Raw genomic sequence first — 25,097 nt, forward strand, 5'->3', positions numbered from 1 at the left:
GCATGAAAGCTACCTTTATTGTTATGGAGGTACGTTCGTCCCAGTGGATTGGACGTCACCCACAGTCAAGCGCACCATGGCCATGAATGCCAATTCATCCCGTCGGAACCTTCCCGCGTTCTATATCGGTATTAGCTATTTCCTTATAAAAAAACTTCGCTTTAGTGGATAAGGCAAAACGGGTATCTTCCGTCGGCTCTGAAAAGAGTGCGCAACCGTGAGCGCAGACCAGCCTGAAGACAGGACACCTATGTACGTTTACGACGAGTACGACCAACGGATCATCGAGGACCGCGTAAAGCAGTTCCGTGACCAGACCCGCCGCTACCTCGCCGGCGAACTCAGCGAAGAAGAATTCCGCCCGCTGCGCCTGCAGAATGGCCTGTATATCCAGCGCTTTGCCCCCATGCTGCGTGTGGCGGTGCCCTACGGCCAGCTCACCTCGCGCCAGGCGCGCATGCTGGCCAGGATCGCTCGCGACTACGACAAGGGCTACGCCCACATCAGTACTCGCCAGAACGTGCAGTTCAACTGGCCGGCGCTCGAAGACGTGCCCGAGATTCTCGCCGAGCTGGCCACTGTGCAGATGCACGCTATCCAGACCAGCGGCAACTGCCTGCGCAACGTGACCACCGACCAGTTCGCCGGTGTGGCTGCCGATGAGGTGGTGGACCCACGCCCCTGGTGCGAGATCGTGCGCCAGTGGACCACTTTCCACCCCGAGTTTGCGTACCTGCCACGCAAGTTCAAGATTGCCGTCAACGGCGCCAACAGCGACCGCGCGGCGATCGAAGTGCATGACATCGGCCTGGAGCCCGTGCGCAACGCTGCCGGCGAGCTGGGCTTCCGTGTACTGGTGGGCGGCGGCCTGGGCCGCACGCCGATCGTGGGCGCGTTCATCAATGAGTTCCTGCCCTGGCAGGACCTGATCAGCTACCTGGACGCCATCCTGCGGGTGTACAACCGCTACGGCCGCCGGGACAACAAGTACAAGGCCCGGATCAAGATCCTGGTCAAGGCGCTTACCCCGCAAGTGTTCGCGCAGAAAGTAGACGCCGAAATGGCGCACCTGCGCGGTGGCGAAACCACGCTGACCGAGGCGGAAGTTGCCCGTGTCGCCGGCCACTTCGTGGACCCGGCCTACAAAACCCTGGAAGACATCCCGCAAGTGCTGTCCCAGCTCGAGGCCGAGCACCCGGGCTTCGCCCGCTGGCGCCAGCGTAACGTGTTCGCCCACAAGCGCCCCGGTTATGTAGCGGTCACGCTGTCGCTCAAGCCGACCGGCGTGGCCCCTGGCGACCTCACCGACAAGCAGCTCGATGCCATTGCCGACATGGCCGACCGCTACAGCTTTGGCCAGTTGCGTACGTCCCATGAGCAAAACGTGATCCTGGCCGACGTGGAGCAGTCCCAGCTGCATGCATTGTGGCTTGAAGCGCGTGAATCCGGCTTCGCCACGCCGAACATCGGCCTGCTGACGGACATCATCTGCTGCCCCGGTGGGGACTTCTGTTCGCTCGCCAACGCCAAGTCCATCCCGATCGCCGAGTCCATCCAGCGCCGCTTCGACGACCTGGATTACCTGTTCGATATCGGCGAGATCGACCTTAACATCTCCGGCTGCATGAACGCCTGCGGCCACCACCACGTAGGCCATATCGGCATTCTGGGCGTGGACAAGAAAGGCGAAGAGTTCTATCAGGTGTCCCTGGGTGGCAGTGCCAGCCGCGACGCAAGCATCGGCAAGATCCTGGGCCCCTCCTTCGCCCAGGACGACATGGCCGACGTGATCGACAAACTGATCGATGTCTACGTGGAAAAGCGCACCGAAGACGAGCGCTTCATCGATACCTACCAGCGTATCGGCATCGAACCCTTCAAGGAGCGCGTCTATGCAGCGAATCATTAAGAACAACCAGGTCGTCGACGAAACCTGGCACCTGCTGCCCAAGGACGTGACCCTGGACGAGCTGAGCAACTGCGACGACTACATTGTGCCGTTGAACCTGTGGCGCGAGCATGCTCATGCGCTCAAGGCACGTGATGGTGGCCTGGGTGTGTGGCTGGACGCGGACGAGGAAGCGGAAGAAATCGGCGAAGACGTGGGCCAGTTCCAGGTGATCGCCTTGAATTTCCCGGCGTTCACCGATGGCCGCAGCTATTCCAACGCCCGCCTGTTGCGCGACCGCTACGGGTTCAAGGGGGAACTGCGGGCCATTGGCGACGTACTGCGTGATCAGCTGTTCTACATGCACCGCTGTGGCTTCGATGCCTTCGCCGTTCGCCCGGACAAAGACCCGTACGAGGCGCTGGAAAGCCTGAAGGACTTCTCTGTGACCTACCAGGCTGCCAGCGACGAGCCCCGCCCGCTGTTCCGTCGCCGTCACGGCTAGAAACACACTGGCGGGGCCCTGTTTAGCCTGGGTGCCAAGTGGCGCGGGCTAGCCCAGGTTCATCAGTTGCCGGGTCAAGCGCAGCGCGAGCGCATCCAGCTCCCGCTCGCGCTGTTGGCTGACCCAATCGTAGGCCTGCCGCAGTTGCTGCTCACTCAAGGTTGGCAACGGTTGGCCGGGTTCCCAGGCCAATTCGGGCAACGCGATGCGTAGCCCGTCCAGGGCAGCAGGAACAATCGCGGGTACCTCCGGGTGTTCACCGGATACCGAGAACAGATAATCCGCCGCTGCCTGCCAGCGTTCACGCACCGGCTCGAATGCGGCGGCCCGGCCGTTCTCAAGGTAAGTGCGAAAGCCGGGGCGCTCTGCAACCCACGCTGCGAATGCCTCTTCGGTGTCCTCCTGCAGCACTTGTACCCCTACCCGTTGCGCTGTAGCACCGCTGACCCGGGTGGTATAACGCATGCCCCGAGCAGGAGGCAGGCCAAGCACCCCCTCCAGCTTGTTCAGCAGATAAAAGCGCACTTCCACTTCGTCCAGCCCCTCGTCGAGCTGCTCGTCGTGGATATCGTCGAGTGGATCAAGCGGTGGCGCGGTCGCCGGCTCGGCGAGCCCCCCGGCGCGTGCTACCCGGGCGCGGGTTATGCGCCGCGCAAGGTTGTCCACCAATGCACGGCGCCACAGGCCGCGCTGATAAGCGAGCAGGTCACGCAGCGGAGCATCGCCGCTGCCTCGGGCAGTGCTGATTCTGCGCCACGCCTCTACTTCAAACTCCATTTCATCCAGAGTGAGCGCCACGCCGTCACCGCAAGTACCTTGGGTATCCTGAGTCATGGAGAACAGCCTGTCCCGTAATGCCGCCAACCCGGGCCTGGCGTCTTGCCCGGGAATCAGCCAGGTTTGCACCAGGTCCCATGCCCGCCGCCGGGTAACGGCCGGTTCGCTGAAATAATTGGCGGTATTTACCACGTGGCTCAGTAGCTGGTAAAACTCCGCGGCTTGAGGCTCTGCCCGCTCGGATCTGATAAGCGCGGCCAGCTCCACCGGGCAGTCGGTCAGCCATTGCTCGGGATCATGTTCCGCCACCATGTCGTCCACATCCGCTTCTTCGAAGTACTGAATGCTGGCCCGGCGCAATACAGCACGGCTTTCCTCCGAGAGCGGGTTGCCGTCAAAATTAAGAGACATACCGTAGTACGGGGACTCGACGTCTTCGGGAGTGTCTCGAGCCAGCTGCACGAAATGCGTATCCGCCAGCTCCGGCAGCTGCGCGATTGCATTGCCCGACAGGTCGATTTCAATGAGGTGGACCGGATCCAGGTTCATCAGGTCGATCAGGCCAGGTGGCAGTTCGTTGATGCGCGTATTGCTCAGCTCCAGCCAGCTCAGATTGTGAAGGTTGCCAATCACCGGGGCTCGCTGCAGGGGGTTGCTGGCCAGGCTTAGCTCTTCCAGCTGGGTCAATTGGTTGAAGCCATCAACGGTTTCGTCGCCCAGTGTAATGCTGTTGTCCTCAAGCCCCAGCGACGTCAGCCGCGGGAACCGGCGCAGCAGCTCCAAATCCGCTCGGGTGAGATTGAAACCACTACCGGCCACGCCCAGATAGTTAAGCGTCGTGGACAACGGCATGACGGCGTCGACGACCGTTGCTAGGCTGCGGCGCCCGGTATAGTCGAGCCTCAGGCGGGCCAGTCGGCTCAGCTGGTTCAAACCGGAGGGAAGCTCGGACAAGGGGTTAAAGCTCAAGTCCAACAGGGAGATGTTCGGGAAGCCGGCCAGGAACCCGTCGTTGACCTGACTGATCCGCATGTCCACTAGCACCAGCCGCTGAACATGGGGCAGTCGCACATTCAATGCAGGTAGCTCGCTTACCCGGAGCCCGCGCAGGTCAAGGCCGTAGCCCAACCCACCTATCGCGTATGTCGATTCGCGCCGCTGCCATACACTGATGATCTCCCCAGCCACGGCCTGGCGGTTTTCCCGTTCCTGGCCGGCGTTTTCCCCAACCACGTCCCTGGCACGAGCTACCCACGTCTGTAGGTCCAGGCGCAACCGGGCGAGATCAGCATTGAGGCTTTCAAGTGCTACGGTCGCAGCCTCACCGTGACCGAGGCTGGCACGCAATTCCGTCATCTCTGCCTGGCTCACCTCGGGATAGAGGGCGCGTAATGCAATCACGAAGGGATGCAGCCCACCCCGTGGGGTTTCCAGCAACCGCCCACGGCCGCTGAGTTCATACCCTACGGCGCCGTTCGCCTGCCGGGTGGGCGCGCGGAAAAACCGACGATTGTCGGCGCGCAGGCCCAAGAGTGAACGCACGGCGGCCCGATCCGCCAGCGCCTTTTCTGCCAGCGCCCGGCGAAGCCCATTGGCATCGGTCACCGCCTCTGTAAACGCCGGGCGCAAATTATCTGGGACCGTGGCGCACAGTGCCTCTTCAAGTGATGTCTGTGGGCTCAGTTCGAGCCCCTGATCATCGAACGCTTGATAGCGTTGGCCGTTACGGGCAATGACCCAACGGGTGGTTTCCCCCTCGCCAGCCTGTTGCACCAGCCCGCCGTGAAATCCACCTTCGCGCAGCTCCAGCCGCATGGGTTGCGCCCATTCGCCCAGGCGAGGCCAAAGGCCCATCACCAGGCGCTCCCGGTCCACGCTGAACTGGCCACTGGCGAGCGCGTCACACGCCCGGGTCACGCGCCATTGCCGGAGGGACTCTGCCGCCAACTCGCCCATGGCAGCCGGTACGCGGCCCGCAGCCAGTGCCTGGCGCTCTTGCCCCGTGCGGCCGCGGAGCAGCGACTCTACCGCTTCGGCGGTGAGCCCAGGAAACTGGCCGAGTAATGTTCGGCGTTCGGCATCCGTCGGCGCCGGGTCGGTAGTCAAGCGATCCACCAATGCGCCCCGCTCGGCATTGAGCACAGCGGCCCAGTGCTGCCCAAACGCCTCGTGCACTGGATCGGGCGGCACCAGCGAGGTTTCTATGCCGAGGATCGCCTCGACGCTGTCAGTCCCCAACTGGCCCATCAAGTCGGACGCCCAGGCACCACTTTCCAGGGCCTGCGCCGTCAAGCGAACCGGCTGCATACTGTCAGCAGGCCCAAACAGGTAGGTGGCCTCGCCCGATTGGTACTCCAGCCCCCGCTCGGCTGGCCAGCCGGGCAGTGACCGCAATGCTGCAACCAATGGCGCTGGTACGTGAGCCATGCGCCGGGTAGTGCGTAGCGCTGCCACTGTTGAATCCAGCGTTTGCTCGGCCAAGCGCTGGCGGAGCAAGCGCGCGAGTGCCGCTGGGGCTCCGCTGCCGTTCAAGTGTGCCCGTCGCAACTGCCCATCGCTGATGCCCGCCAGGCGCTGTGCCTCAATGAGCGTTCTGGGTGGGAGGTCCTCGTAGCCGGGGTTGAAACGGCAGATAAGGTCCGCGCCTTCCCATTGCGCCGGGTTCTCGTGCGGCGCCCGCCACGCCCCGGCCCCATCGCCCACGAGCGCTGGCGCGTAGCCTCGGCTTTCGGCCGCGCGAAGCGGCGCATGGGCTTCGCCGGAGGTTGCGTAAACTTCGTGCAGGCGGCCATCCATCCGTACCCACGCCCGGCCCTCATGCCGATAAATACCTGCCGCATCGGGTTGAACACTGGGTGGGGGAAGGTCCTGCGCGCGGAAGTCGTCCATGTCCGGGCGCCACAAGCGAACCTGACTGTCAGCTCCCGTGACCGGCACAAGATCACGGTCGAACGTGGTGGCCTCCGGGGTCGGCGTGGGCCGCTTGCCCAACCCCAGGAACGTGGCGTTTTCAACCGCGCCAAACAGGTGGTCTATGGCGGCATGGGAATCGCCTGCCTGCCAGGCCTTCACCCCTTCGTACACGCTGTAGACACTTTGCGCCAAGACGATGCCGTCCACTACCAGGTTGATCCCTGGCAGCGCCGAGCCAACCATCAGCGTCAGGCTTATGCCCAGTTGCTCGCCGATCGCTACCCAATGGGCATAGCGTTCCATAGTGTCACGATGGTCCAACTCGCCGGTCGGTACAGCCATCGCTGCCGCCTCTGCCAGGGTTTGCTGTGCCCAGATCCGATAACCTTCCTTGAAGGGGTCCCCTGCCAGTGGCACCGGCGTCCAGGAGAGATGCGGGGGTAGCCAACCGGCCGGCGCCAAGGCTGCTTCAACTGCGGCGATAAACTCAAGCCGGCGCGGGAGCGGGACGAACCCCGCGAAAAACTTCAGGTAGTCCTTGTTCCTCAGCCGTGCTCCCAGCGCCGTGACAAAAGCCTGTGCATGAGGGTACTGGCGGACCGGGCCATCGGGGTCACCCGGAATGTAAGCCACCACAGGCTGCGCTGTGGCGGACTCTGCCTGCGCGGTAAATACCCATACACCTGACAGCGAGAAGTCGAACAGCCCCAGGCGATGAGCGCGCGCCGGGATTGCCGCCGCAGCTGGCGCAAGCCCCCAATGGGCAAGCAGTGAATGCCCTACGCTGCCTAGCTCTTTTTTCAGAGAAGCGACGCAGGCGTCGGCTTCAAACGCTGTGCGCTGGCTGTCCACCACCCGCCACGGCAAGGGCGGTGGCAGGCCTGCGTCTTCGTCACGCTCGGGCAGCGAGACAGGAATGTGATCGGCTAGCGCCTGTTGAAACCGCCCGCCCAGATCCAGCGCCCGGCAGCGCCTGGCAAACGCAGCCGGGGTGAGCGGGAGTGGGTGCGCGGTGTCGGGCTGCCCGTCGGCAGTGAGCCCGGCGAACAATCCGGAGCCCTGGCCATAGGCCCCGGCGTCCGTATCCTGGACGTGGAAATTGAGCAACGCCGCTTCAAGCAAGGTGCGGTGTACAGGCGGCCGGCTGCCAGCGGGGTCTACCCAGTACAGCACGGCCCGGGTGGGATCGATGGGTACGCCTGGCACTGAGGCGAGTTCAGCACGAAGGCGTTCAAGCGCAAAGGGGTGAAGTATCGGCAAGGCCGCACTGGCTTGCTTGAGTTGTTGGCGGGCGGTTTCGGCTGCGTGCGCGAGGGCGTGAAGGCCCTGGCGCTCGTCGGTGGTGGCGTGGTGCAGCCACGGCGGTAGCCGAGCGGCCACGAAGGCCTCATGCGCAAGCGGTGCGGGTGCAGAAGCAGTACGGGCGGGGTCAGTCATCGGAGCCTCCTTTCTGGGAGGCCCGATATTAGGAAGCGCCCATCACGGCATGGGGTACATATGGCTTACCAGAACCGCGCCCCGCCCAGCTTGCTCCACAAACGTACAACTGCCTGCTCGACCGACCCGCTGGCTGCCAGCCCCACCCGCTCTGTCAGGCTTTTGCGCTCGGCGTAGTGCAGATGGAACAGCTCGGCGGTGCGCGCCTTTTCGGCCAGGTATTCGTCGCTGGTCTTGATCTCGTCAACCAGCTTGCGCTCCAGCGCTGCAACGCCTAGCCACACTTCACCCGTGGCAACCTCGTCGATGGACAGTTGCGGGCGGTAATGCACTACGAAGTTCTTGAACAGCCGGTGGGTGATGTCCAGGTCCTGCTGGAACTTCTCCCGCCCCTTCTCTGTATTCTCGCCGAATACGGTCAAGGTGCGCTTGTACTCACCGGCGGTGTGCATCTCCACGTCGATGTCGTGCTTGCGTAGCAGGCGATGAAGGTTGGGCAACTGGGCGACCACACCGATCGACCCCAGCACGGCGAAGGGGGCACTGACGATTTTCTCGCCGATGCAGGCCATCATGTAGCCGCCACTTGCCGCGACCTTGTCCACACAGACGGTGAGCGGCACGCCAGCCTGGCGGATCCTTGCAAGCTGGGAACTGGCCAGCCCGTAGCTGTGCACCATCCCCCCACCGCTTTCCAGGCGCAGCACCACTTCGTCCTTGGGTGTGGCAAGTGTCAGCAGCGCGGTGATTTCGTGGCGCAGGCTTTCAGTGGCCGACGCCTTTATATCGCCATCGAAATCGAGCACGAACACGCGCCCCCGGGTGTCCGCGACCTTGGCTTTGGCCTTGGCTTTGCGTTCGGCCTTTTCGTTCTTGGCCTGTTGCTTGCGCAGGCGTTTGAGGCCGTCCTTGTCAACCAGCGCGGCCTCGAGGCGCTCACGCAAACCTTTGTAAAGGTCATTCAGCCGGGTGACCTGCAACTGGCCGCCGCCCTTGCGACGCCCTTTTCCTCGCAAGGAGGCAATGCCGGCGAGCACCACCAGAATGGCGATGACCAGCGTGACGGTACGGGCAAGAAAGCCCAGGTATTCGGAGAGAAACTCCACGGTGACTCCTGCAGCGGGTTGAAAACGTTCATCAGCATACCGGCGAGCGTGGCGGGACGATAGCGGGCACGCCATCAAGGCCCGCAGCCGCAACGAACCGGCGGGACGAAAGCTGTGAAACAAGCTTTTGAAACGACCGTATGAATTTCGTTGACAGCCTTATCCTTCGCTTCTACCCTGCCTCACAATTGCATTGCACAACGGCGGCGGCAGCGGTGGGCACAGCACATGGGTAACCTGTACCTGATACGGCATGGCCAGGCTTCGTTCGGCGCTAGTGACTACGACGTGCTCTCCCCAATCGGCCAGCAACAGGCCGAATTATTGGGGAAGTTTCTGGCCGCTACCGGGTTGCGCCTGCATCACTGCTTTGCCGGCAGCCTGCGCCGCCAACAGGATACCGCCCGCCATGCGCTCGCCCAGCTTCCGGATCCCCCTGCCCTCCACACGCTCGGTGGTTTCAACGAATTCGATGCCCAGGGGGTAATCAAGGCGCTATTACCCGGCCTGCTTGCGAGCGAGCCTGACGCGCTGGATATCCTGCGCAACGCAGCTGAACATCCCGCAGCGTTTCAGCGGCTGTTCGAGCAGATCGTGGCATTGTGGCTAGAAGGCGCCGAAGGCACCGCGGCGACGGAGAACTGGGCCGGCTTCCTGGCGCGCACCGCTGCTGCGCTGGAGGCCGCACTGGAGCGGGCCGGCCCGGGGGAAAACATTGCAGTGTTCACCTCGGGCGGCGTGATCACCGCCCTGCTGCACCGCTATACCGGGCTTGCCGCCAGCGAAGCCTTCCGCCTCAACTGGCAGATCTACAACAGTTCGATCAGCCACCTGCGCTTCCACGGCACGGACATCACCCTGGCGTCCTTCAACGGCCATGCGCACCTGCAGCTGGCGAACACCCCCGAACTCATTACCTGGCGCTAGCGCCGACACCCACCTGACTGAACAGGACCTCTCCATGAGCGACGTAAACAAAGCCATCCAAACCATGCAATCGAAGTTCAACCCGGCAGCCGCCGCAGGCCTGGACCTGGTGTTCGGTTTCCGCATCGACGACACCAAGCACTTCAACCTGGTCGTCAAGGACAGCACCTGCAACATCCAGGAAGGTGAAAACCCGGACGCCAACGTTACCCTGGTGATGGACAGCGAGACGCTGGAAGGTATCGTGAGCGGTGAAACCGACGGCATGCAGGCCTTCATGCAAGGCAAACTGCGCGCTGAAGGTGACATGATGCTGGCCATGAAGCTGAGCGAACTCTTCCCGGTCTGATCGCCACAGGGGTGCCCGCGACTATCGTCGCGGGCGCCTTTCACGTTTAGCCGAGCAATGCCAGAGTAAGCCGCAAGCGCAATGCATCCAGCGCGTGGGTGCAGTGCTGATTCAGCTCGTTACTGAGCACATACGCCTGCTGTTCACTCAGCGCCGGCTGCCCCGGCCTGCCATCGGGAAGCCGCCATTCCACGGTTGGCTCGACAGCTTCCAATGCAGCAAGGGCCGTCGACGACAGAGGCTGGGTTACCGCCTCCCCGGCGGCCAGGGCCAGCACATGCGCGAGAGCCTCGTCGTAAGGTTCCCGGGCGTGTTCGAAGTCCGCCGCGTAATGCCGTTCAAGCGCTGATCGCCAGGTCTGCTGGTGGTTGGTCAGCCATTGGGCGAAGGCGTCCCTGCTATCCAGGGTGCGTACCTGCCGCATGATCGCGCCCATGGTGTTTTCACTCACCAGCGCTTCATACAGCCGCTCGCTCACCGGTGGCAAGTCGAGCTCGAGGCGCAGCCTTTGGCGTAATACCAGGCGCAGTTCCACTTCATCCACGCCCAAGTCCAATTGCTCCAGAGGCAAGTCGTCGGCCAGATCCGCTGCCGGGTCCGCCGCTTCCCGGCCGTCTCGCCTTGCCTCCCGAGCGCGTACCAGGCGTTGCGCCTGGGCATCTAGCAGCGCCTGGCGAAACTGTTGCCGGGCGACCACTGCCGCGCTTCGTAACGCTGTATCTGCGCCGCCCTCGGATGAGCCGGCCAGGGCCTCCCACACCCGCACCTCACCCTCGAACTGGTCCAGCGTCAGCACCACGCCGTCGCCGCAGGTCGCCCGTGCCTCAGTGGCCATGTCATACAAACGATCGCGAAGCTCGGTAATTCCCGGCTGTGCGGGAATCACCGAAGGCACGAATCGCTCGGCCAGCGCCCAGGCGCGCCCGGCCACCTCCTGCCGCTGCGCGGGTGTGCCAGCGCGAACGTAAGGCGCGGTGCGCACCACTTCACTCAATACCTGATAGAAGCTTTCGGCACCCGGCTCTTCCCGGGCCTGCAGGATGCGTTGCTGCAACGGCGCGGGGCAGCCCTCCAGCCACAGATCCGGTTGGTCGGCGCCATCGGCCACCGGCTCGAATTCCAGGCCAGCGTGATCAAGTTGAGCGACGGCGGCCTCATTCAGCGGATTGGCGTCCAGGTTGAAGTAGAGCAAGGTAGCCCGGTTATCGCCCCGGCGTGCCCGGCGGAAGAACTCGGTAGCGGAGAGGTCGGGCAGTTGAGTGATCCGGTTCCCTGCCAGGTTGATATAGCTCAGCCGCAGCGCTGGCGCGGTCATCAATTGTTCAAGGCCAGCCGGCACGGCCTGCAAGCCCGCGTCGGTGACGGACAGCCACTGCAACCTTGACAAACCTTGCACGCTGGGCGGCAAACCCAGCGGGTTGCGGTCCAGCGACAAGCTGACCAGGTTCGTCAGTGAGGTAAACGCACCCTGGCGCTGCTGTGTCAGCTCAAGCGCATTGTCGTCCAGCTCGAGCTCCCTCAGCCAGGTGAACCTGGGAATACGTTCAAGCAACGCTGCGCTCGGGATGCCCGGATTGGCCGAAAGGTCCAGCGACTGCAGCGTCGCTTCGCAAGGCGCCAGCCAATCGAGTATCCCGTCGGCAATATGGCTGTCCATATCCCGAAGGTGGATTTCGCGCAGCTGGTTCAGCCAGGCGGGGCCTTGCGGCAACTGCCGCAGGGGGTTGCCCGCCAGCGACAGTATCCGAGCGTTTGGAAACAGCGCCAGAAACCCCGCCGCTATGCTTTGAAGGTTCATGTCTGTGAGGTCCAGCTCCAGCACGTGGGGGAAAGTGATGGTGAGCGCCGGCAGGCTGGTGCCCACATGGAGATGCCTCAAGCTCAGGCTATAACGCGTCTGGCCATCACTGTACCGGGCTTGTGTGGCCACGTGTCGGTGCTGCCAGCCATGGATCAGTGCACCTGCCGCTACCTCTCGGGCTGTTTGCGTGATGGATGACGCTTGGCCAGGCCCTTCGCTGGTCGAGAGCCAACGGCCGAGCTGGAGACGCAGCTCATTCACCTCCGTATGACGGCGGGCGAGTTCCTCCAATGCCGCCGTGCCTTCGCCCAACTCCCGACGCAGGGCTTGAAGGGTTCCAAAATCGGTATCCGGATAGAGCTGGCGCAGCAGTTGGGCAATTACATCCGGGTTCGAGGCCCAGGCGCCGCGCCCGCTCAGCGGATAACCCAACCGACCATCTGCCAGCCGCGAAGGTGCTCGGAACACCGGCCGCGTATCAGGCGCCATACCGAGCAAGGCGCGGACCACAGGGCGGTGTGCCAAGGCAAGGTCCACCATGCGACCGCGCAGCGCGGCGGCATTCCATTGTGCGGCCGCCAGCCCCGGGTTTGAGCGCATCAAGGCCTTGCTCACAACCGCCTCCACGCTATCAGCGCTACTCGAAGGCTGCCCAGCTTCGATATAGGCGCCGTTGGCCGCGCGTTCAATTCGTAAGGCAGCGCCGGTTACAGGCCCCGCCCGGTGCAACAGCAACCCGCCGGGGCCCTGGGAATACAGTTCGATGGCAACGCCCTGGGGCCAGCTCTCAAGCCGCGGAAGCAGCCCTGTCAGCAGCGCTTCGTGGTCCGCGCCGGGCCTGCCATACGCCAGCGCCTCGCACGCCAGGCTCAGGCGCAGGTCGCGCTGGGCCCCGGCAGCCAGCTCTGCCACGGCCAGTGGCACCCTGCCTTGGTCCAACTGCGCGAGCTGCCGTCCCCCGCAGGTGCGAAGCAGTTCATCCAGCACTTGCGGGGGTAATCTTGGGAATTGCCGGGCAACAGGTGCTGCTGCCATTGGCATGGGCGCCGTTCTTCCCCAGCTATCGACGATGTCCGCCCGCTGTGCCTCCAATACCGCCACCCAGCGCTCGGCAAGCCCCTGGCGTGCCGCTTCCAATGTGCTCCAATCGCCAATGATAGGAGCGAGGTCAGCGGTAGACAGCGCTCGAACCAGCTCGGACAGCCAATTGCCCTGCGTAAACGAGGTAACGTCCAGCTGCACCGAGCGCAGCGCGGCGGGATGCAGCGCAGTCGTCTGGCCGTCTGGCCATGCCAGCTCCACGCCCATATCCTCCGGCCATCCCGGGAGGCGGGAAAGCGTACGCACTATAGCCGGGTGAGCCGCGGGTAAGCTGTACTGCCCACGCAAGCCCGCGATGGCTTGGTCTACCCCGCGCATCCCAGCGCGGCGCTGAAGGAGGAACCGCAACAGGCCGGGCATGGGTTCGTCACGCAATGCCGTACGTTGGAGGTCGGCCACTTGAACGTCCGCCAGACGCAGGGCGAGCGAGACGTCACTTTCATCCAATCCCTGCGCCTCCGCTCCGCCACGCCGTACCAGGGTGTCCGCATTCCAGGCACCCGGTTGTTCGTATTCACCCCGCCAGCCGCCGTGGCCATTGCTGAGCAGGCGAGGAACCACGCCTCGATACCCTTCCGGGGCGAGCACCGCTGCCTGCCACCGGGTAGCATCCGCCGCTACCGGCACGTACCGCCCTCCCATTCGCACCCAGGCCTGATGGCCAACCCGGACGACGCCTTCGCTCGATAACGGCCCCGCCCCCTCGGGTGCCGCCTCGCTGCCCAGCAGGTGCATGTCAGGTACCCAGAAGCGGATCTGGCCATCCTGCCGGGTAATCAGCTGCAGCCGCCCGGCGAACGCCTCGGTCTCGTTGGCGCCGGGCCTGTCAGGCCCTACTGTAAGCGTGCCGGCGTTTTCGGCGGCTCCCAGCAACAACGCCCGGGCGAGACGCTCGTCGCCGCGCCCGAGCGCCCGGGAGGCATCGAACACGGTGTGCAGCAGTTGCACCATCGAATACACCCCGATCGCCTGGCCAATGCCGGGGATGAATGACAGCACGAGAAGGCCGAGTTGCTCACCCAGCGCTATCCATCGCTGGTGCCTGGCCTGCGCGGCGGCACGGTCGATCCTGGCCGTAGGTACCGCCAGTACAGCGGCGTTGGCCAGGGTTTGCCTGGCCCAGCTGGCGTAGCGCTCGGAAAACAAATTCTCCATAGGTAGATAGGTGAGCTTTACCGCCGGCGTGGGGAAAGGCTGCTGATGTTCAATCACGCGCACAGCCAGCTCAAGGGCTTGCAGGGGGTTCGCTACGGTAGCGTAGAGATTGCTGAAGTCATCCAGCGGTGGCCCTTCCACTGCCCGAATGAATGCCTGTTCATGTTCAAGGCCGACAAAACCTGCCATGAATCGCAGGTAGGCTGGGTGGCCGAGGCGCTCGTGCAGGTGCGCCGCCATGGCATCGACACTGACGAATTCCATGAGGGGGTCGTGTGGGTCGTTGGGGATGTACAGCACACAGGCGCGGCTACTGGGGCGGTCTCGCCCTGTGCCAATGACCAGCACCCGATCCAGTTCGAAACCTGCCAGCTGCAGCCGCCAGGCTCGAGCGGGCACGGGGCTGACCTCTTCGCCGGCCACGCCCCAGTTGGCCAGCATCGCTTCGCCAACCGCGCTCAGGTTGCCCTTTAGCCGGGCGATACAGGCTTCCGCCCTCAGCCCATCACGGTCGGCTTCGGCAAATCGGCGAGGCAAGGACGTACCTGCCGGGTCGGGTGTTACCGGGAGTTGCGCGGGCAGCTGAGCGGCTAGAAGCGCCGCAAAGCCCGCGCCCAGGTCGGCCTCCCGACACGCCCGGGCGAACGCCCAGGGCTCCAGCGCAAGGCGCTTGGCCGGGTCGGGCAGAGCTGCGCCAGCGCTGTCACGGTATAGCCCGGAGGCGGGGCCGAATGCGCCGGGTAGGGTGTCGTCTTCGGCGAAATTACGCAGGGCCGCTTGCAGCAAGGTGCAGGTGAGCGGTGGTTGCTCAGGATTGGGGCTTACCCAGTAGAGTACCGTGGTGGCGGGATCGGCTTGTGGCTCATCCGCATCGGTCAACAGGCGGATCAAGGCATTGCGCGCGTATGCCTCGTACTGCGGCAAGCTGCGCGCCGCTTCCTCCAGCGCGGTTCGTGACGTTTGCGCCTGGGCGCAGAGGGTATGCAAGCGTTGCAGGTCATAGGCGCTTGCCTTGGCGAGCCAGTCGGGGAGGCGGTGGGCAATCACAGCTTGATACAAGGCATGCGGTGTCTGAGGTACTGGCATGGGGCGGCTCCTTGGCAAAGGGAGCGCCAAGGCTAAGGACCGGAACCGGCCAGGCGAGGTACTTATTGAAGGCGTGTGGCGAAGGAGCGGCGCGGGCTGCGCCGCTCGGGAAGGCTGGGCTTAAAAAGCGCGGGCTCGGTGCGCACTATGCCCACCGAACATTGCACCACGGCCGAACGCAGGAGTTTCGAGCTGGGTACGCAGCTCGGCGATCAGGTTGCTGATGTCGCGACTGCTGGCGAAACGGTCCGGCGATACGCCTTCAGCCAGCAGACACACCTTTCCGGTATGCAGCTCCTCGATACGAACGGTAAAGCATTCGTCGGCGGCTTGCTCACAGGTGCAGGCCAGGGGCAGAAACGCCCCCTCAACGATGCCTCGGATTTCCAGCGGGCTGAGGCCTATGGTTTTCATGACGTAACTCCTCGGGGCAGTGGCCGGGACCGCGAAGGCGATGAAGCGAAACGGCGCATCAATTCCCGGGCTTGCCTTCAAGTTATAGACCCGGCGCCATCGCGGGGCAAACCCCGCCGACAGCTGCAGCGCGTGCCTGCCAGCATCACACGCGGGGGGCTTTTCCGATGACCGCAAGGTTCTCTCGAAAAAGCCTTTCAGCACGTCTGTTCCGCACCTGTTCGACGAGGGCCCACTGGTCTAAAAATTCCTCAAGCAGATGAAACACATACAGGAGCGAGGGCTCCGAAAGGTATACCCAACGTCAGGAGAAGGCCGGCATGACCAAGCCAACCAACCAATACCAGATGCAAAATCCCTTGACTCAGTACCCCGGCCCGGAATTCGAGCAGCAGCCGCAGCCCGCGCCTGGCCTGGATGCCCACATGAGCCCCAAGCCCGACCACGGCGAAGCCACTTACAAAGGATCAGGCCGGCTTGAGGGCCGCAAGGCGCTCATTACCGGGGGAGATTCCGGTATCGGCCGGGCCACTGCTATTGCCTACGCACGTGAAGGCGCAAGCATTGTGATCAACTACCTGCCTGAAGAGGAACCCGACGCTCGTGAAGTGGTGCAGCTGATCGAGAGCGAAGGCGGTAAGGTGGTCACTATCCCCGGCGACCTCAAGGATGAAGCCTTCTGCAAACGGCTGGCCGCTGATGCCCACAAGGCCTTGGGCGGGCTGGACATCCTGGTGAACGTGGCCGGCAAACAGACGGCCCGCAAGCACATCGACGACGTGGACACGGACCAATTCGACGCCACCCTTAAAACCAACCTGTATGCGCTGTTCTGGCTCTGCAAGGCCGCAGTACCCCTATTGCCGGCCGGGGCGACCATCATCAACACGGCCTCGATCCAGTCCTATCAGCCCTCCGCGACCTTGCTGGACTACGCCACCACCAAGGCAGGAATCGTAGGCTTCACCAAGGCCCTGGCCAAACAGGTGATCGGCGACGGCATCCGGGTGAACGCTGTGGCGCCTGGCCCGATCTGGACCGTGTTGCAGCCAAGCGGCGGCCAGCCTCAGGAAAAGATCCCGCAATTCGGCTCGCAAACCCCGATGAAGCGCCCAGGCCAACCGGCCGAATGCGCGCCGCTGTACGTATTCCTGGCGTCGCAGGAATCGAGCTACATCACGGGCGAAGTCTTCGGCGTAACGGGCGGCAACCCCCTCCCCTGATCGCCGTCCCGTTCTTTGAGATAAGCCGCCAGCGCCCGAACGCCCACCTCGGCGCTGGCGCTGTGCCCGGCCCAGGCGCACGCCAGCATCAGGTTGCGAGGCAGCCCGAAGTCTTCAACGGTGAAGCCCTGAGCATCCCGGCCCAGCGTGTCGCAGGGGATCTGATCACGCAGGCTACCTTGCGCCTTGAACCACGCCCACACAGGTTTACCCAAGGCCGTGGCCATGCCCACCTCGAACACGGTGCCGGAATCCGGCTCCTGCCCACGAAACGGGTTCAGGTTCGCCAACACGGCATCGCTTCGGTGGATCAGCGCAACGTTCTGCTCGTATATCCACTGCGCTGCCGCTGGCCCGGCAAGGGTAGGGGGCAACTGGTTATCAAGCGGGTACACGCCTTCGAGGCCCGCCTCGGCGCACAGGGCCTTGAGATGATTACCGCGCTCGAGCGCATCGGGCTCAAAGACGTCGAAGCCGGCCAGGTACACCGTGTGCATGATTTCCCTCCCGAGGAAAAGGTTCAAGCGCCGGGTTAAAATAGCCCGTCCGCTGGCGGCTCGCCGGGTACGGTGGTCAGGCCGTCTTCCAGCCCCAGTCGCCTCAGCAAGGCCCGCGCATCATAGGGCGCGTGTACCTTCACGTCGTTATCGAAAAAACAGAACACATCACGGCTTTTCCGTGGCCGAGGCCGGGCCGTGCTGAGGGTTTTCGCCGCCTTCACTTGCCGCCCCTGGCTCCACGTCTCGATCCGCGCCTGCCAACGGTCCAGTGCGCCATCCGAGTAGCCGCTTTCATACAGCTTGGCGTCTCCGTGCAAGCGGATGTACACAAAGTCTGCGGTAAGGTCTTCCGCGTACGGCCACTTGCCGGCCGTGTCGGCGACCACCAGGGCCACATTGTGCCGCCTTAGCAGCGCCACGAATTCTGCCGTGGCGAAGCTTTCGTGGCGAATTTCCACCGCATGACGCAGCGCACGGCGTTTGGGGATGTCTAGGTAGCCAGGCTTGTGCAAGCGCCCCTCGGCCTTCTCCGCCAAGGCCCTGGCCTGGGCGCCAGTGCGGGGCAGCAGCTGCAAGAATGCCTCGAACCGTTCTGGATCGAAACGGAAGTTGGGCGGGAACTGCCATAGAAAAGGCCCAAGCTTTTCCTTGAGCTGAAACATCCCGGAGGCATAAAAATTGGCCAGCGGGGTTTCAATTTCTTTCAACCGGCGTGTATGGGTGATGTACCGCGGCCCTTTAACGCTGAACATGAAGCCTTCAGGCGTAGCGGCATACCATTCGGCATAGCGATCCGGGGCTTGCAGCGCATAGAACGAGCCGTTGATCTCGATCCCTCGCACCGCGCGGGAAGCGAAGGCCAGCTCGTTGGCCTGGGTAAGGCCCTTGGGATAGAAGTCTCCGCGCCAGGGCGCGTAGCGCCAGCCGGAGATGCCGATACGGATGTCAGCCACGGAGGTTTGCTCCTGCGATGGGATGCTCAATCGGACCGATGGCGCCGGCAGGCGGTTCAACCTGGGGAACTCCCTGCGCTGTGAACGGCCAGTAAAAGGAACCCATGCCAAGCGAGGCCGTGATGGAAGCGCCCTTTGACCTCAAACGATTCCACGACGCCCAGGCGCCGGTGTACGCCCAGGCGTTGAAAGAGCTACGTGCCGGCCGCAAGAGCAGCCACTGGATGTGGTTCATTTTCCCGCAACTGTGCGGCCTGGGCCGCAGCGAAACGGCGCAATTTTACGGCATCAGCGGCTCGGCCGAAGCCGTGGCCTACCTGGCCGACCCTGTGCTCGGCGCCCGTTTACGGGAGTGCTGTAACGCGCTGCTGGACCATACCGGCAAGCGTGCAGAAGCCATTTTTGGTGAACTTGACGCGCTCAAGCTGCATTCGAGCCTTACCCTTTTCTCACGTGCTTCCCCTGGCGACCCGTTGTTCGCCGCCGTGCTTGAGCAATATTTCAGCGGCGAAGAAGACCCTAAAACGCTGGAATTGCTGGTTTCCTGAACGCGCATCGCGCGCCACGCTTCCTATCGTCACCCTCGACGGAGCCGTTGGATTCTCATGAGTATTTCAACCAAGCCACTCGCTACGCCCCCTTGTGCCCTTGCCAGCGCCCTGCTCGAGCGATACGTCGCCGTGCGCCAATACAGCGAGCGCCTGGCGGTGCCGCTTAGCGCCGAGGACATGGGCGCGCAGTCCATGTCGGATGCCAGCCCGACCAAATGGCACCTTGGCCATACCGCCTGGTTTTTCGAAACTTTCCTGCTCACCCCAGGGTTGCCCGGCTATCGCCCGTTCGACCTGGCCTTCGCTTATCTCTTCAATTCCTATTACGAAGCGGTCGGCCCGCGCCAGCCTCGGCCGCAACGGGGCATGCTCACCCGGCCCCCGGTGGAGCATGTGCTCGCCTACCGCAAGCACGTCGACCACCACATGGTCACGTTGCTGGCAACCGACCTGAGTGCTGAGCAACGGTCGATGGTGGAGCTGGGCTTGCAGCATGAGCAGCAGCATCAGGAGCTGATCCTGATGGACATCCTTCACCTGTTCAGCCTTTCGCCACTGGCGCCGGCCTATGATCCGGCCTGGCCCAAGGCGCCGGTGGGCCGGCCCGGGCGTTTCCGCGCCCATGCTGGCGGCCTGCTGGAAATCGGCCACGACGGCACTGGCTTCGCCTTCGACAACGAGGGGCCCCGTCACCGGCAATGGCTGGAGCCCTTTGAAATCAGCGACCGGCTGGTCACCAACGGCCAATGGCTGGAATTCATCGCCGCAGGGGGCTACCGCACTCCGGCACTGTGGCTGTCCGAAGGCTGGGCGACCGTGCAAGCCCAGAGTTGGGAGGCGCCTGCCTACTGGCGCCGACAGCCCGAAGCCCGGGAAGACATTGCCGCCGGCTGGCAGGTGATGACCTTGCGCGGCTTGCAGCCCCTGGACCCCAACGCGGCGGTGACACACGTGAGCTATGTGGAAGCGGCAGCCTTTGCCGAATGGGCTGGTGCACGGCTGCCCAGCGAAGCCGAGTGGGAAGTAGCGGCGATGGCCGGGTTGCTGGAACAGGCAAACGATGTGGCCTGGCAGTGGACACGCAGCCCGTATATCGCCTACCCGGGCTTTCGCGCGGCGGCCGGCGCGGTAGGCGAGTACAACGGCAAGTTCATGGTCAACCAGATGGTGCTTCGTGGCGGCGCCAGCATCACGCCGCGCGGGCACAGTCGCGAAACGTATCGCAACTTCTTCCCCTCCAGCGCCCGCTGGGCCTTCAGCGGGCTGCGACTGGCCCGGGACAGCCGCGGCTCACGCTCCCTGGGCGGGACCCGGGACACGTTGGCCGAGGTGCCGCAACCGGTGTCGGAGCACACCGAAGACCCCGGCCTGCAAGCCGATGTGCTGACGGCGATGCGGTCGAGTCCGCGCCAGCTTTCGCCCAAATATTTCTATGACGAAGCGGGCTCTCGGCTGTTCGAAGACATCTGCAATACCCCCGAGTACTACCCTACCCGGGCCGAGATCGCCCTGCTGCAACGGTGTGCTGGCGAAATCGCCACGCTGTTGCCACCAGGTGCCGCGCTGGTGGAATTTGGTGCCGGTGCAAGTGAGAAAATCCGCCTGCTATTGGATGCCGCGCCACACCTTGCCGCCTACGTGCCCATCGATATCTGCGCCGATGCGCTGCAGCGAGCCAGCAATCAGCTGCGCGAAGCTTATCCTTCACTCAAGCTGATACCGCTGGTGGACGACTTCACTCGCGCCCTGCGGTTGCCCGAGCAGATCGGCAAATGCCCTCGCGTGGGATTTTTCCCTGGATCGACGCTGGGCAATTTCACGCCGGACGAGGCGATCGCCTTCCTGCGGGGTGCGCGGCGATTGCTTGGCCGTGGCGCCAGCTTCATCGTAGGTGTGGACCTGGTCAAGGCTCCCGAGATTCTTGAAGCTGCGTATAACGATGCCGCGCAAGTCACGGCCCGGTTCAACAAAAACCTGCTGGTGCGAATCAACGGGGAGCTTGGCGCGGATTTCAACGTGGACCAGTTCCGGCACGAGGCACGTTGGAACAGCGCTGCCCAGCGGATAGAAATGCATCTTGTAAGCACCACGGACCAGGCAGTGACCATTGCCGGTGAGCGCTTTATGTTTGCCGCACAGGAGAGCCTTCATACGGAAAACTGCCACAAGTTCACCGCGGCTTCGTTGACCGGGCTGGCGGCCCAAGCCGGGTGGAAGGTCAGCCATCAGTGGGTGAGTGATGCGCCCGAAGTCGCGCTCTTCCGCTTGGTGTAGCGTGCCAACAAGGGCGGTTGGCCATTAAGGGCCGATCGTCCGACAATCTGATTGAATTTTTTGCGTTTACTGCTTTCTGTAGGTCATACAGGGAGGAATGAGTCACCCATGAGCGCAAAACTGTTTGTCATCGATTACACCCAGCACGGTACCCCCAAGTCTTTCATCATTCGGGCCGACAGCATGGATAACGCCGAGGCCTGGCATTGGGCAAGTTGTGACGCCGGCGTAGGCCGCATCGGCCGCTACGGCCTGGAAAAAGTGCGCAAGACCAGCAAGCCGATGGCCGAGAAGTTCGGCATTGAAAGCGTGGTGTGGCGCCAGGCCTGAACGCTTTCGCTTTTTTGTAAGCCCCGCGCGTTGCCGGGCTATTCCATTCAGCACAGTAGTGGCCGCCCGATCAGAACAGCCACGGATGATGTTCGGGCAACTCACCGGTTTCCAGTGCGCGCACCAATTGCTGGGGATGAAACACCCAAGCCTTGCGATCAAAGGCTTGTTGTAGTTCGCGCCAGCTGACCCGCGGCCCGCAACAGCAGAACTCTAGGTTGGGCAATAGCGCCGGAACCACATGCATGCCCTTTTCGGCGGCCAGCAATTCGAACTGGAACCGCTCTGCGGCGGTGAAGCCCAGGAAGTAGATGCGAGGGCTGGAGCCGCCTCTGCTCCTTGCCAGTGGGTCGGGCGCCTCAGGCGCAGAAGCTTCCTCGAGCCAATCGGCGCCCACCTGTACCTCCACGATGCGCGCCTTGGAAAAACTGGCAAATGCGCCGGTGTGCTCGCGCCCTTGCACGCCAACCGTATTGTGCTGCCAATACAGCAGGCTGTGCTGGGTGAGATCACCGCGCAGGCTTTGGTAGGCGAACGTAATGGGCGGCGCCTGGCGGCGGTGTTGATAACGCATGTCCATGCCGAAACTGTCGCCTTCAATTGAAATTGCAGATGAAGGTATAGGCGCCGGTACCGCCATATCAAAGGCTTTAAGCCTTAAATAGTTGTAGGAAAATTTACCGAAACCGGGACATGTCGTGGGAGAGCCTTCCCCGGAGCACAGGAAAGATAAATAGCCACTTGCCATCATCCAGGCGATCAGGCATAAAAGGCGCCGTTTTCTCCAAGGATGGTCGTGATGCGCGTTGTTTCCTGGGTACTTGGCGCCCTGCTTGTGGCCCTGCTCGCCTTGCTGGGTGTGGTGCTGTATTTCACCGCGTGGCCGAACTTGCCGGCCTACAGCCCACCTTCGCGTGTGGAATACCTGCCCCAATGGAGCGAGGCCGACCGGCAAGCCTATTACCTCACGCCCCAGGGAACCCAGGTCAAAGGCTTGCGCTATCAATGGTTCACGGCGCTGGAACAACCGTTCTCCGCAACGCCGTTCGCGCTTCAGGCCAACCTGGGGCGGTTTGGTTTCCTCTTCGATACTCAGCGCAGTTCCGCCAACACAGGCCGCTTGCCAGTAGGGTTCACTCAACATGTGAACCCTGCCGATGGCCAGCGTTACCTGGACATCACCTGTGCGGCCTGCCATACCGGCGAGCTGCGCTACCAGGGCACCGCGGTGCGAATCGACGGCGGCACCGCCCAACACGTACTGCCTTCTACCGTACCTACCCTGCGCGGCGGCAGCTTCGGCCAGGCGCTGGTGGCCAGCCTGGCGGCCACGGCCTACGTGCCCTGGAAGTTCGACCGCTTCGCCCGCAAGGTGCTGGGCGATGGCTACCCGCATGGCAAGAACGAGCTGCGAAGCCAGCTTCGCCAAACACTGTTCACCTTCCTGGGGGCCGCCTGGAACGACACGCACCGGGGCCTGTATCCCGTTCAGGAAGGCCCTGGGCGCACCGATGCGTTCGGGCGCATCGCCAACGCCGCCTTCGGCGACGGGCTTACGCCGGCCAATTACCGCCAGGGCAACGCGCCGGTGGACTACCCCCAGCTGTGGGACATCTGGACGTTCGACTGGGTGCAATGGAACGGCTCTGCCCAGCAACCGATGGCGCGTAACATCGGTGAATCCCTTGGCGTGGGCGCTACCCTGGAATACCGGGACGCGCAAGGCCAGCCACACACCGGCGATGACCGTTACCCCTCCAGCGTGCGTGTGAACGATCTGCACCTGATCGAGGAAACCCTGCAACGGCTGGCTCCTCCGGCCTGGCCTGAGGATGTGCTCGGGCCTGTGGATCTCACCCTTGCCAGTCAAGGGCGCGCGCTGTTCGAGGAGAATTGCCACACCTGCCACGTGCCGCACACCGAGATGAAGAATGGCCGCCCGGTGGCGACGCTGCGCATGCTGCCGACCCAGGTGATCGGTACCGACCCCGCAGCAGCCGATAACATCGCGGACCACCGCTTCGACTTGAGCAGCCTGAACTGGACCGCCGAAGACCTGGCTGGCCTGAACGTGGTAACCGCACCCCAGCAAGTGGACCTTCATAGTGTTTCCGTCGCCATGGGCCTGGCCTGGGTGACCGCGTTTGTGGAGCGCCGGGCGTACGCTGACGCGGGCATCCCCCTTGACCAGCAAGGCCGAATGAACGGCTTCGACCTGCCCATCGGCGTGCGCGAGCTGCGCGCCTACAAGGCGCGGCCACTGGCGGGCGTCTGGGCTACCCCGCCCTTCCTGCATAACGGCTCAGTACCTACGATCTATCAATTGCTGTCCCCCCAGGACGAGCGCGCCACCACCTTCTACCGTGGCACCTTCGATTACGACCCGCAGCAGCTGGGCTACAAGACCGAAGCGTTTGCGGGTGGCTTCCTGTTCGACACACGCATCGCCGGCAACCGTAACAGCGGCCACGAATTCCGCGACGGGCCTCAGGGCAATGGCGTGATCGGCCGGCTGCTGCAGCCCAGCGAACGCTGGGCCCTGCTCGAATACCTGAAAGTACTTGGTGGCCCGCTGGAGAAACACCTGCCATGACCGGACGTACGTTGTTCATTTCGCGCAAACGCGGCCGCATCGTTGCCGCCTGGTTGTGGTTTGGCCGAGTGCTGGCCTGGCTGCTGGCAGCGTTGTTGATACTAGGCGCCGTTGGCTGGGGTGGCAGCGCGCTCTGGTATGCCTTGAAGTTCTCAGGGCCCGTGGCCGCGGTGGAACAGGTGCCGCCGGGCGAGGCGGCGATGACCCAGGACATCATCCAGACCGCCATACGGATCGTGGACAAATACCGTACCGACACCCGCTACCTGCGCGATGCCCATGCCAAGGCCCATGGCTGCGTGCGCGCCGAGTTAAGCGTGGACGGCGACCTTCCCGCTCAGTGGCGCCAGGGGGTGTTCAGCGAACCGGGTAAAACCTGGCAGGCCTGGATGCGGCTCTCTAACGGCAATGCCTACCCCCAGTTCGATAACATTTCCGACGCACGCGGCATGGCGATCAAGCTGCTGGACGTGCCGGGCACGCCGCTGCTCGCCAGCCAACAAGCGCGCCATGAGCAAGACTTCGTCATGTTCAACCACCCCAACTTCTTCGTCAGTGACGTGGCAGAGTACCGGCAGAACATTGCCGCGCAAGCCGAGGGCAAGCGCGCCATGGCCTTCTTCCCGTCGTGGGACCCGCGTACCTGGCAGATCCGTCACCTGTTCATTGCCTTTGCCACCCTGAGCAAGGCACCCGACACGCCGGCCGACGCCACCTACTACTCCGTGGCCCCCTACCGTTATGGCAGCGCCAACGCCAAGTTCCGGGTAATTCCCGAGCCGTCGGCGTGCCCTGCCTACAACCTGCCGGCCATGAACCGGGACCAGCCCAACTTCCTCCGGGGCGCGCTGTACCAGCAGCTGTCCACGGACCGCCAGCCTGCCTGTTTCGCCTTGCAGGTCCAGTTGCAGGACGCCAACCGTTACATGCCACTGGAAGACACCAGCGTAGAGTGGAAAGAAAGCGATTCGGCCTTCCGCACTGTGGGGCACCTGCGTCTGCCACCGCAGGATTTCGACACGCCCGAACAGAACCTGGCCTGCGATAACATGCGCTTCAGCCCCTGGCACAGTATCGAGGCGCACCAGCCGCTGGGCGGCATCAATCGCCTGCGCAAGGCGGTATACGAAGCCGTGGCCGACTACCGCAACGCCCGCAACGCGGCCCAACACTAGGAGCGACGCTGCCGGCGAGCATTGCACCGGCGTCACAGG

General features: G+C 63.5%; 17 protein-coding genes. 10 read left to right on the top strand and 7 right to left on the bottom strand.

What is annotated here, in order from left to right; genetic code table 11:
• Positions 1-250: 250 nt before the first annotated feature.
• Positions 251-1,909 carry a nitrite/sulfite reductase gene (locus AC3Z8Y_RS12550; protein WP_490086048.1) on the top strand — a complete coding sequence of 553 codons (1,659 nt, stop codon included), beginning with the start codon at positions 251-253 and terminating at the stop codon, positions 1,907-1,909.
• Positions 1,893-2,393: a DUF934 domain-containing protein gene (locus tag AC3Z8Y_RS12555; RefSeq protein WP_490086049.1), complete on the top strand. Its 501-nt coding sequence runs from the start codon at positions 1,893-1,895 to the stop codon at positions 2,391-2,393. The genes AC3Z8Y_RS12550 and AC3Z8Y_RS12555 overlap by 17 nt, the downstream gene beginning before the upstream one ends.
• Before the next feature lie 48 nt (positions 2,394-2,441).
• On the opposite strand, the gene AC3Z8Y_RS12560 is transcribed toward AC3Z8Y_RS12555, so the two are convergent.
• On the bottom strand, positions 2,442-7,520 hold the full coding sequence (locus AC3Z8Y_RS12560) for a dermonecrotic toxin domain-containing protein (RefSeq protein WP_490086050.1): 5,079 nt from the start codon (positions 7,518-7,520) through the stop codon (positions 2,442-2,444).
• A gap of 65 nt (positions 7,521-7,585) precedes the next feature.
• A complete protein-coding gene (gene sohB, locus AC3Z8Y_RS12565) occupies positions 7,586-8,626 on the bottom strand; it encodes a protease SohB (RefSeq protein ID WP_490086051.1) in 1,041 nt (346 codons plus the stop codon).
• A gap of 228 nt (positions 8,627-8,854) precedes the next feature.
• Between sohB and AC3Z8Y_RS12570 the strand changes: the two genes are divergently transcribed.
• Positions 8,855-9,553, top strand: coding sequence for a histidine phosphatase family protein (locus tag AC3Z8Y_RS12570; RefSeq protein ID WP_490086052.1), 699 nt, complete (start codon positions 8,855-8,857; stop codon positions 9,551-9,553).
• Between the two features lie 34 nt (positions 9,554-9,587).
• A complete protein-coding gene (locus AC3Z8Y_RS12575) occupies positions 9,588-9,902 on the top strand; it encodes an SCP2 sterol-binding domain-containing protein (RefSeq protein ID WP_490086053.1) in 315 nt (104 codons plus the stop codon).
• Between the two features lie 46 nt (positions 9,903-9,948).
• Here the strand turns inward: AC3Z8Y_RS12575 and AC3Z8Y_RS12580 are convergent, their stop codons facing one another.
• Both AC3Z8Y_RS12580 and AC3Z8Y_RS12585 read right to left on the bottom strand, forming a co-directional pair.
• Positions 9,949-15,045, bottom strand: coding sequence for a dermonecrotic toxin domain-containing protein (locus tag AC3Z8Y_RS12580; protein ID WP_490086054.1), 5,097 nt, complete (start codon positions 15,043-15,045; stop codon positions 9,949-9,951).
• A gap of 120 nt (positions 15,046-15,165) precedes the next feature.
• Positions 15,166-15,459, bottom strand: a complete 294-nt coding sequence (locus AC3Z8Y_RS12585) for a DUF1652 domain-containing protein (protein ID WP_490086055.1) — start codon at positions 15,457-15,459, stop codon at positions 15,166-15,168.
• Positions 15,460-15,779: 320 nt separating this feature from the next.
• Between AC3Z8Y_RS12585 and AC3Z8Y_RS12590 the strand changes: the two genes are divergently transcribed.
• A complete protein-coding gene (locus tag AC3Z8Y_RS12590) occupies positions 15,780-16,682 on the top strand; it encodes an SDR family oxidoreductase (RefSeq protein WP_490086056.1) in 903 nt (300 codons plus the stop codon).
• Here the strand turns inward: AC3Z8Y_RS12590 and AC3Z8Y_RS12595 are convergent.
• Both AC3Z8Y_RS12595 and AC3Z8Y_RS12600 read right to left on the bottom strand, forming a co-directional pair.
• Entirely contained in the window at positions 16,631-17,179 is a 549-nt protein-coding gene (locus AC3Z8Y_RS12595) for a nucleoside 2-deoxyribosyltransferase (protein ID WP_490086057.1), read from the bottom strand. The two genes, AC3Z8Y_RS12590 and AC3Z8Y_RS12595, sit on opposite strands and share 52 nt — an antisense overlap.
• A 35-nt stretch (positions 17,180-17,214) precedes the next feature.
• Entirely contained in the window at positions 17,215-18,135 is a 921-nt protein-coding gene (locus tag AC3Z8Y_RS12600; RefSeq protein ID WP_490086058.1) for a DUF72 domain-containing protein, read from the bottom strand.
• A gap of 122 nt (positions 18,136-18,257) precedes the next feature.
• Between AC3Z8Y_RS12600 and AC3Z8Y_RS12605 the strand changes: the two genes are divergently transcribed.
• The 3 genes from AC3Z8Y_RS12605 (at position 18,258) to AC3Z8Y_RS12615 (ending at position 21,290) form a co-directional block, all read left to right on the top strand.
• On the top strand, positions 18,258-18,683 hold the full coding sequence (locus AC3Z8Y_RS12605; RefSeq protein ID WP_490086059.1) for a DUF1810 domain-containing protein: 426 nt from the start codon (positions 18,258-18,260) through the stop codon (positions 18,681-18,683).
• A gap of 57 nt (positions 18,684-18,740) precedes the next feature.
• The gene (gene egtB, locus AC3Z8Y_RS12610; protein WP_490086060.1) at positions 18,741-20,960 is read left to right on the top strand and encodes an ergothioneine biosynthesis protein EgtB; all 2,220 of its coding nucleotides are present in this window, start codon (positions 18,741-18,743) and stop codon (positions 20,958-20,960) included.
• Between the two features lie 108 nt (positions 20,961-21,068).
• Positions 21,069-21,290, top strand: a complete 222-nt coding sequence (locus AC3Z8Y_RS12615) for a DUF6555 family protein (RefSeq protein WP_490086061.1) — start codon at positions 21,069-21,071, stop codon at positions 21,288-21,290.
• A gap of 70 nt (positions 21,291-21,360) precedes the next feature.
• Here AC3Z8Y_RS12615 and AC3Z8Y_RS12620 read toward each other — a convergent pair whose 3' ends face one another.
• Positions 21,361-21,870: a hypothetical protein gene (locus tag AC3Z8Y_RS12620; protein ID WP_490086062.1), complete on the bottom strand. Its 510-nt coding sequence runs from the start codon at positions 21,868-21,870 to the stop codon at positions 21,361-21,363.
• A 219-nt stretch (positions 21,871-22,089) separates the two neighbouring features.
• Between AC3Z8Y_RS12620 and AC3Z8Y_RS12625 the strand changes: the two genes are divergently transcribed.
• Complete coding sequence (locus tag AC3Z8Y_RS12625) at positions 22,090-23,883, top strand: di-heme-cytochrome C peroxidase (protein ID WP_490086063.1); 1,794 nt, start codon at positions 22,090-22,092, stop codon at positions 23,881-23,883.
• Positions 23,880-25,058, top strand: coding sequence for a catalase family protein (locus tag AC3Z8Y_RS12630; protein ID WP_490086064.1), 1,179 nt, complete (start codon positions 23,880-23,882; stop codon positions 25,056-25,058). The genes AC3Z8Y_RS12625 and AC3Z8Y_RS12630 overlap by 4 nt, the downstream gene beginning before the upstream one ends.
• Positions 25,059-25,097 lie beyond the last annotated feature (39 nt).

This window comes from Pseudomonas sp. 3MAES_34.3B (assembly GCF_058145875.1).

Bases quoted from the DNA above. Each gene is read 5' to 3' on its own strand.
- AC3Z8Y_RS12550 (WP_490086048.1), top strand. From the start codon at position 251: ATGTACGTTTACGACGAGTACGACCAACGGATCATCGAGGACCGCGTA.
- AC3Z8Y_RS12555 (WP_490086049.1), top strand. From the start codon at position 1,893: ATGCAGCGAATCATTAAGAACAACCAGGTCGTCGACGAAACCTGGCAC.
- AC3Z8Y_RS12560 (WP_490086050.1), bottom strand. From the start codon at position 7,520: ATGACTGACCCCGCCCGTACTGCTTCTGCACCCGCACCGCTTGCGCAT.
- AC3Z8Y_RS12570 (WP_490086052.1), top strand. From the start codon at position 8,855: ATGGGTAACCTGTACCTGATACGGCATGGCCAGGCTTCGTTCGGCGCT.
- AC3Z8Y_RS12575 (WP_490086053.1), top strand. From the start codon at position 9,588: ATGAGCGACGTAAACAAAGCCATCCAAACCATGCAATCGAAGTTCAAC.
- AC3Z8Y_RS12580 (WP_490086054.1), bottom strand. From the start codon at position 15,045: ATGCCAGTACCTCAGACACCGCATGCCTTGTATCAAGCTGTGATTGCC.
- AC3Z8Y_RS12585 (WP_490086055.1), bottom strand. From the start codon at position 15,459: ATGAAAACCATAGGCCTCAGCCCGCTGGAAATCCGAGGCATCGTTGAG.
- AC3Z8Y_RS12590 (WP_490086056.1), top strand. From the start codon at position 15,780: ATGACCAAGCCAACCAACCAATACCAGATGCAAAATCCCTTGACTCAG.
- AC3Z8Y_RS12595 (WP_490086057.1), bottom strand. From the start codon at position 17,179: ATGCACACGGTGTACCTGGCCGGCTTCGACGTCTTTGAGCCCGATGCG.
- AC3Z8Y_RS12605 (WP_490086059.1), top strand. From the start codon at position 18,258: ATGGAAGCGCCCTTTGACCTCAAACGATTCCACGACGCCCAGGCGCCG.
- egtB (WP_490086060.1), top strand. From the start codon at position 18,741: ATGAGTATTTCAACCAAGCCACTCGCTACGCCCCCTTGTGCCCTTGCC.
- AC3Z8Y_RS12615 (WP_490086061.1), top strand. From the start codon at position 21,069: ATGAGCGCAAAACTGTTTGTCATCGATTACACCCAGCACGGTACCCCC.
- AC3Z8Y_RS12620 (WP_490086062.1), bottom strand. From the start codon at position 21,870: ATGGACATGCGTTATCAACACCGCCGCCAGGCGCCGCCCATTACGTTC.
- AC3Z8Y_RS12625 (WP_490086063.1), top strand. From the start codon at position 22,090: ATGCGCGTTGTTTCCTGGGTACTTGGCGCCCTGCTTGTGGCCCTGCTC.
- AC3Z8Y_RS12630 (WP_490086064.1), top strand. From the start codon at position 23,880: ATGACCGGACGTACGTTGTTCATTTCGCGCAAACGCGGCCGCATCGTT.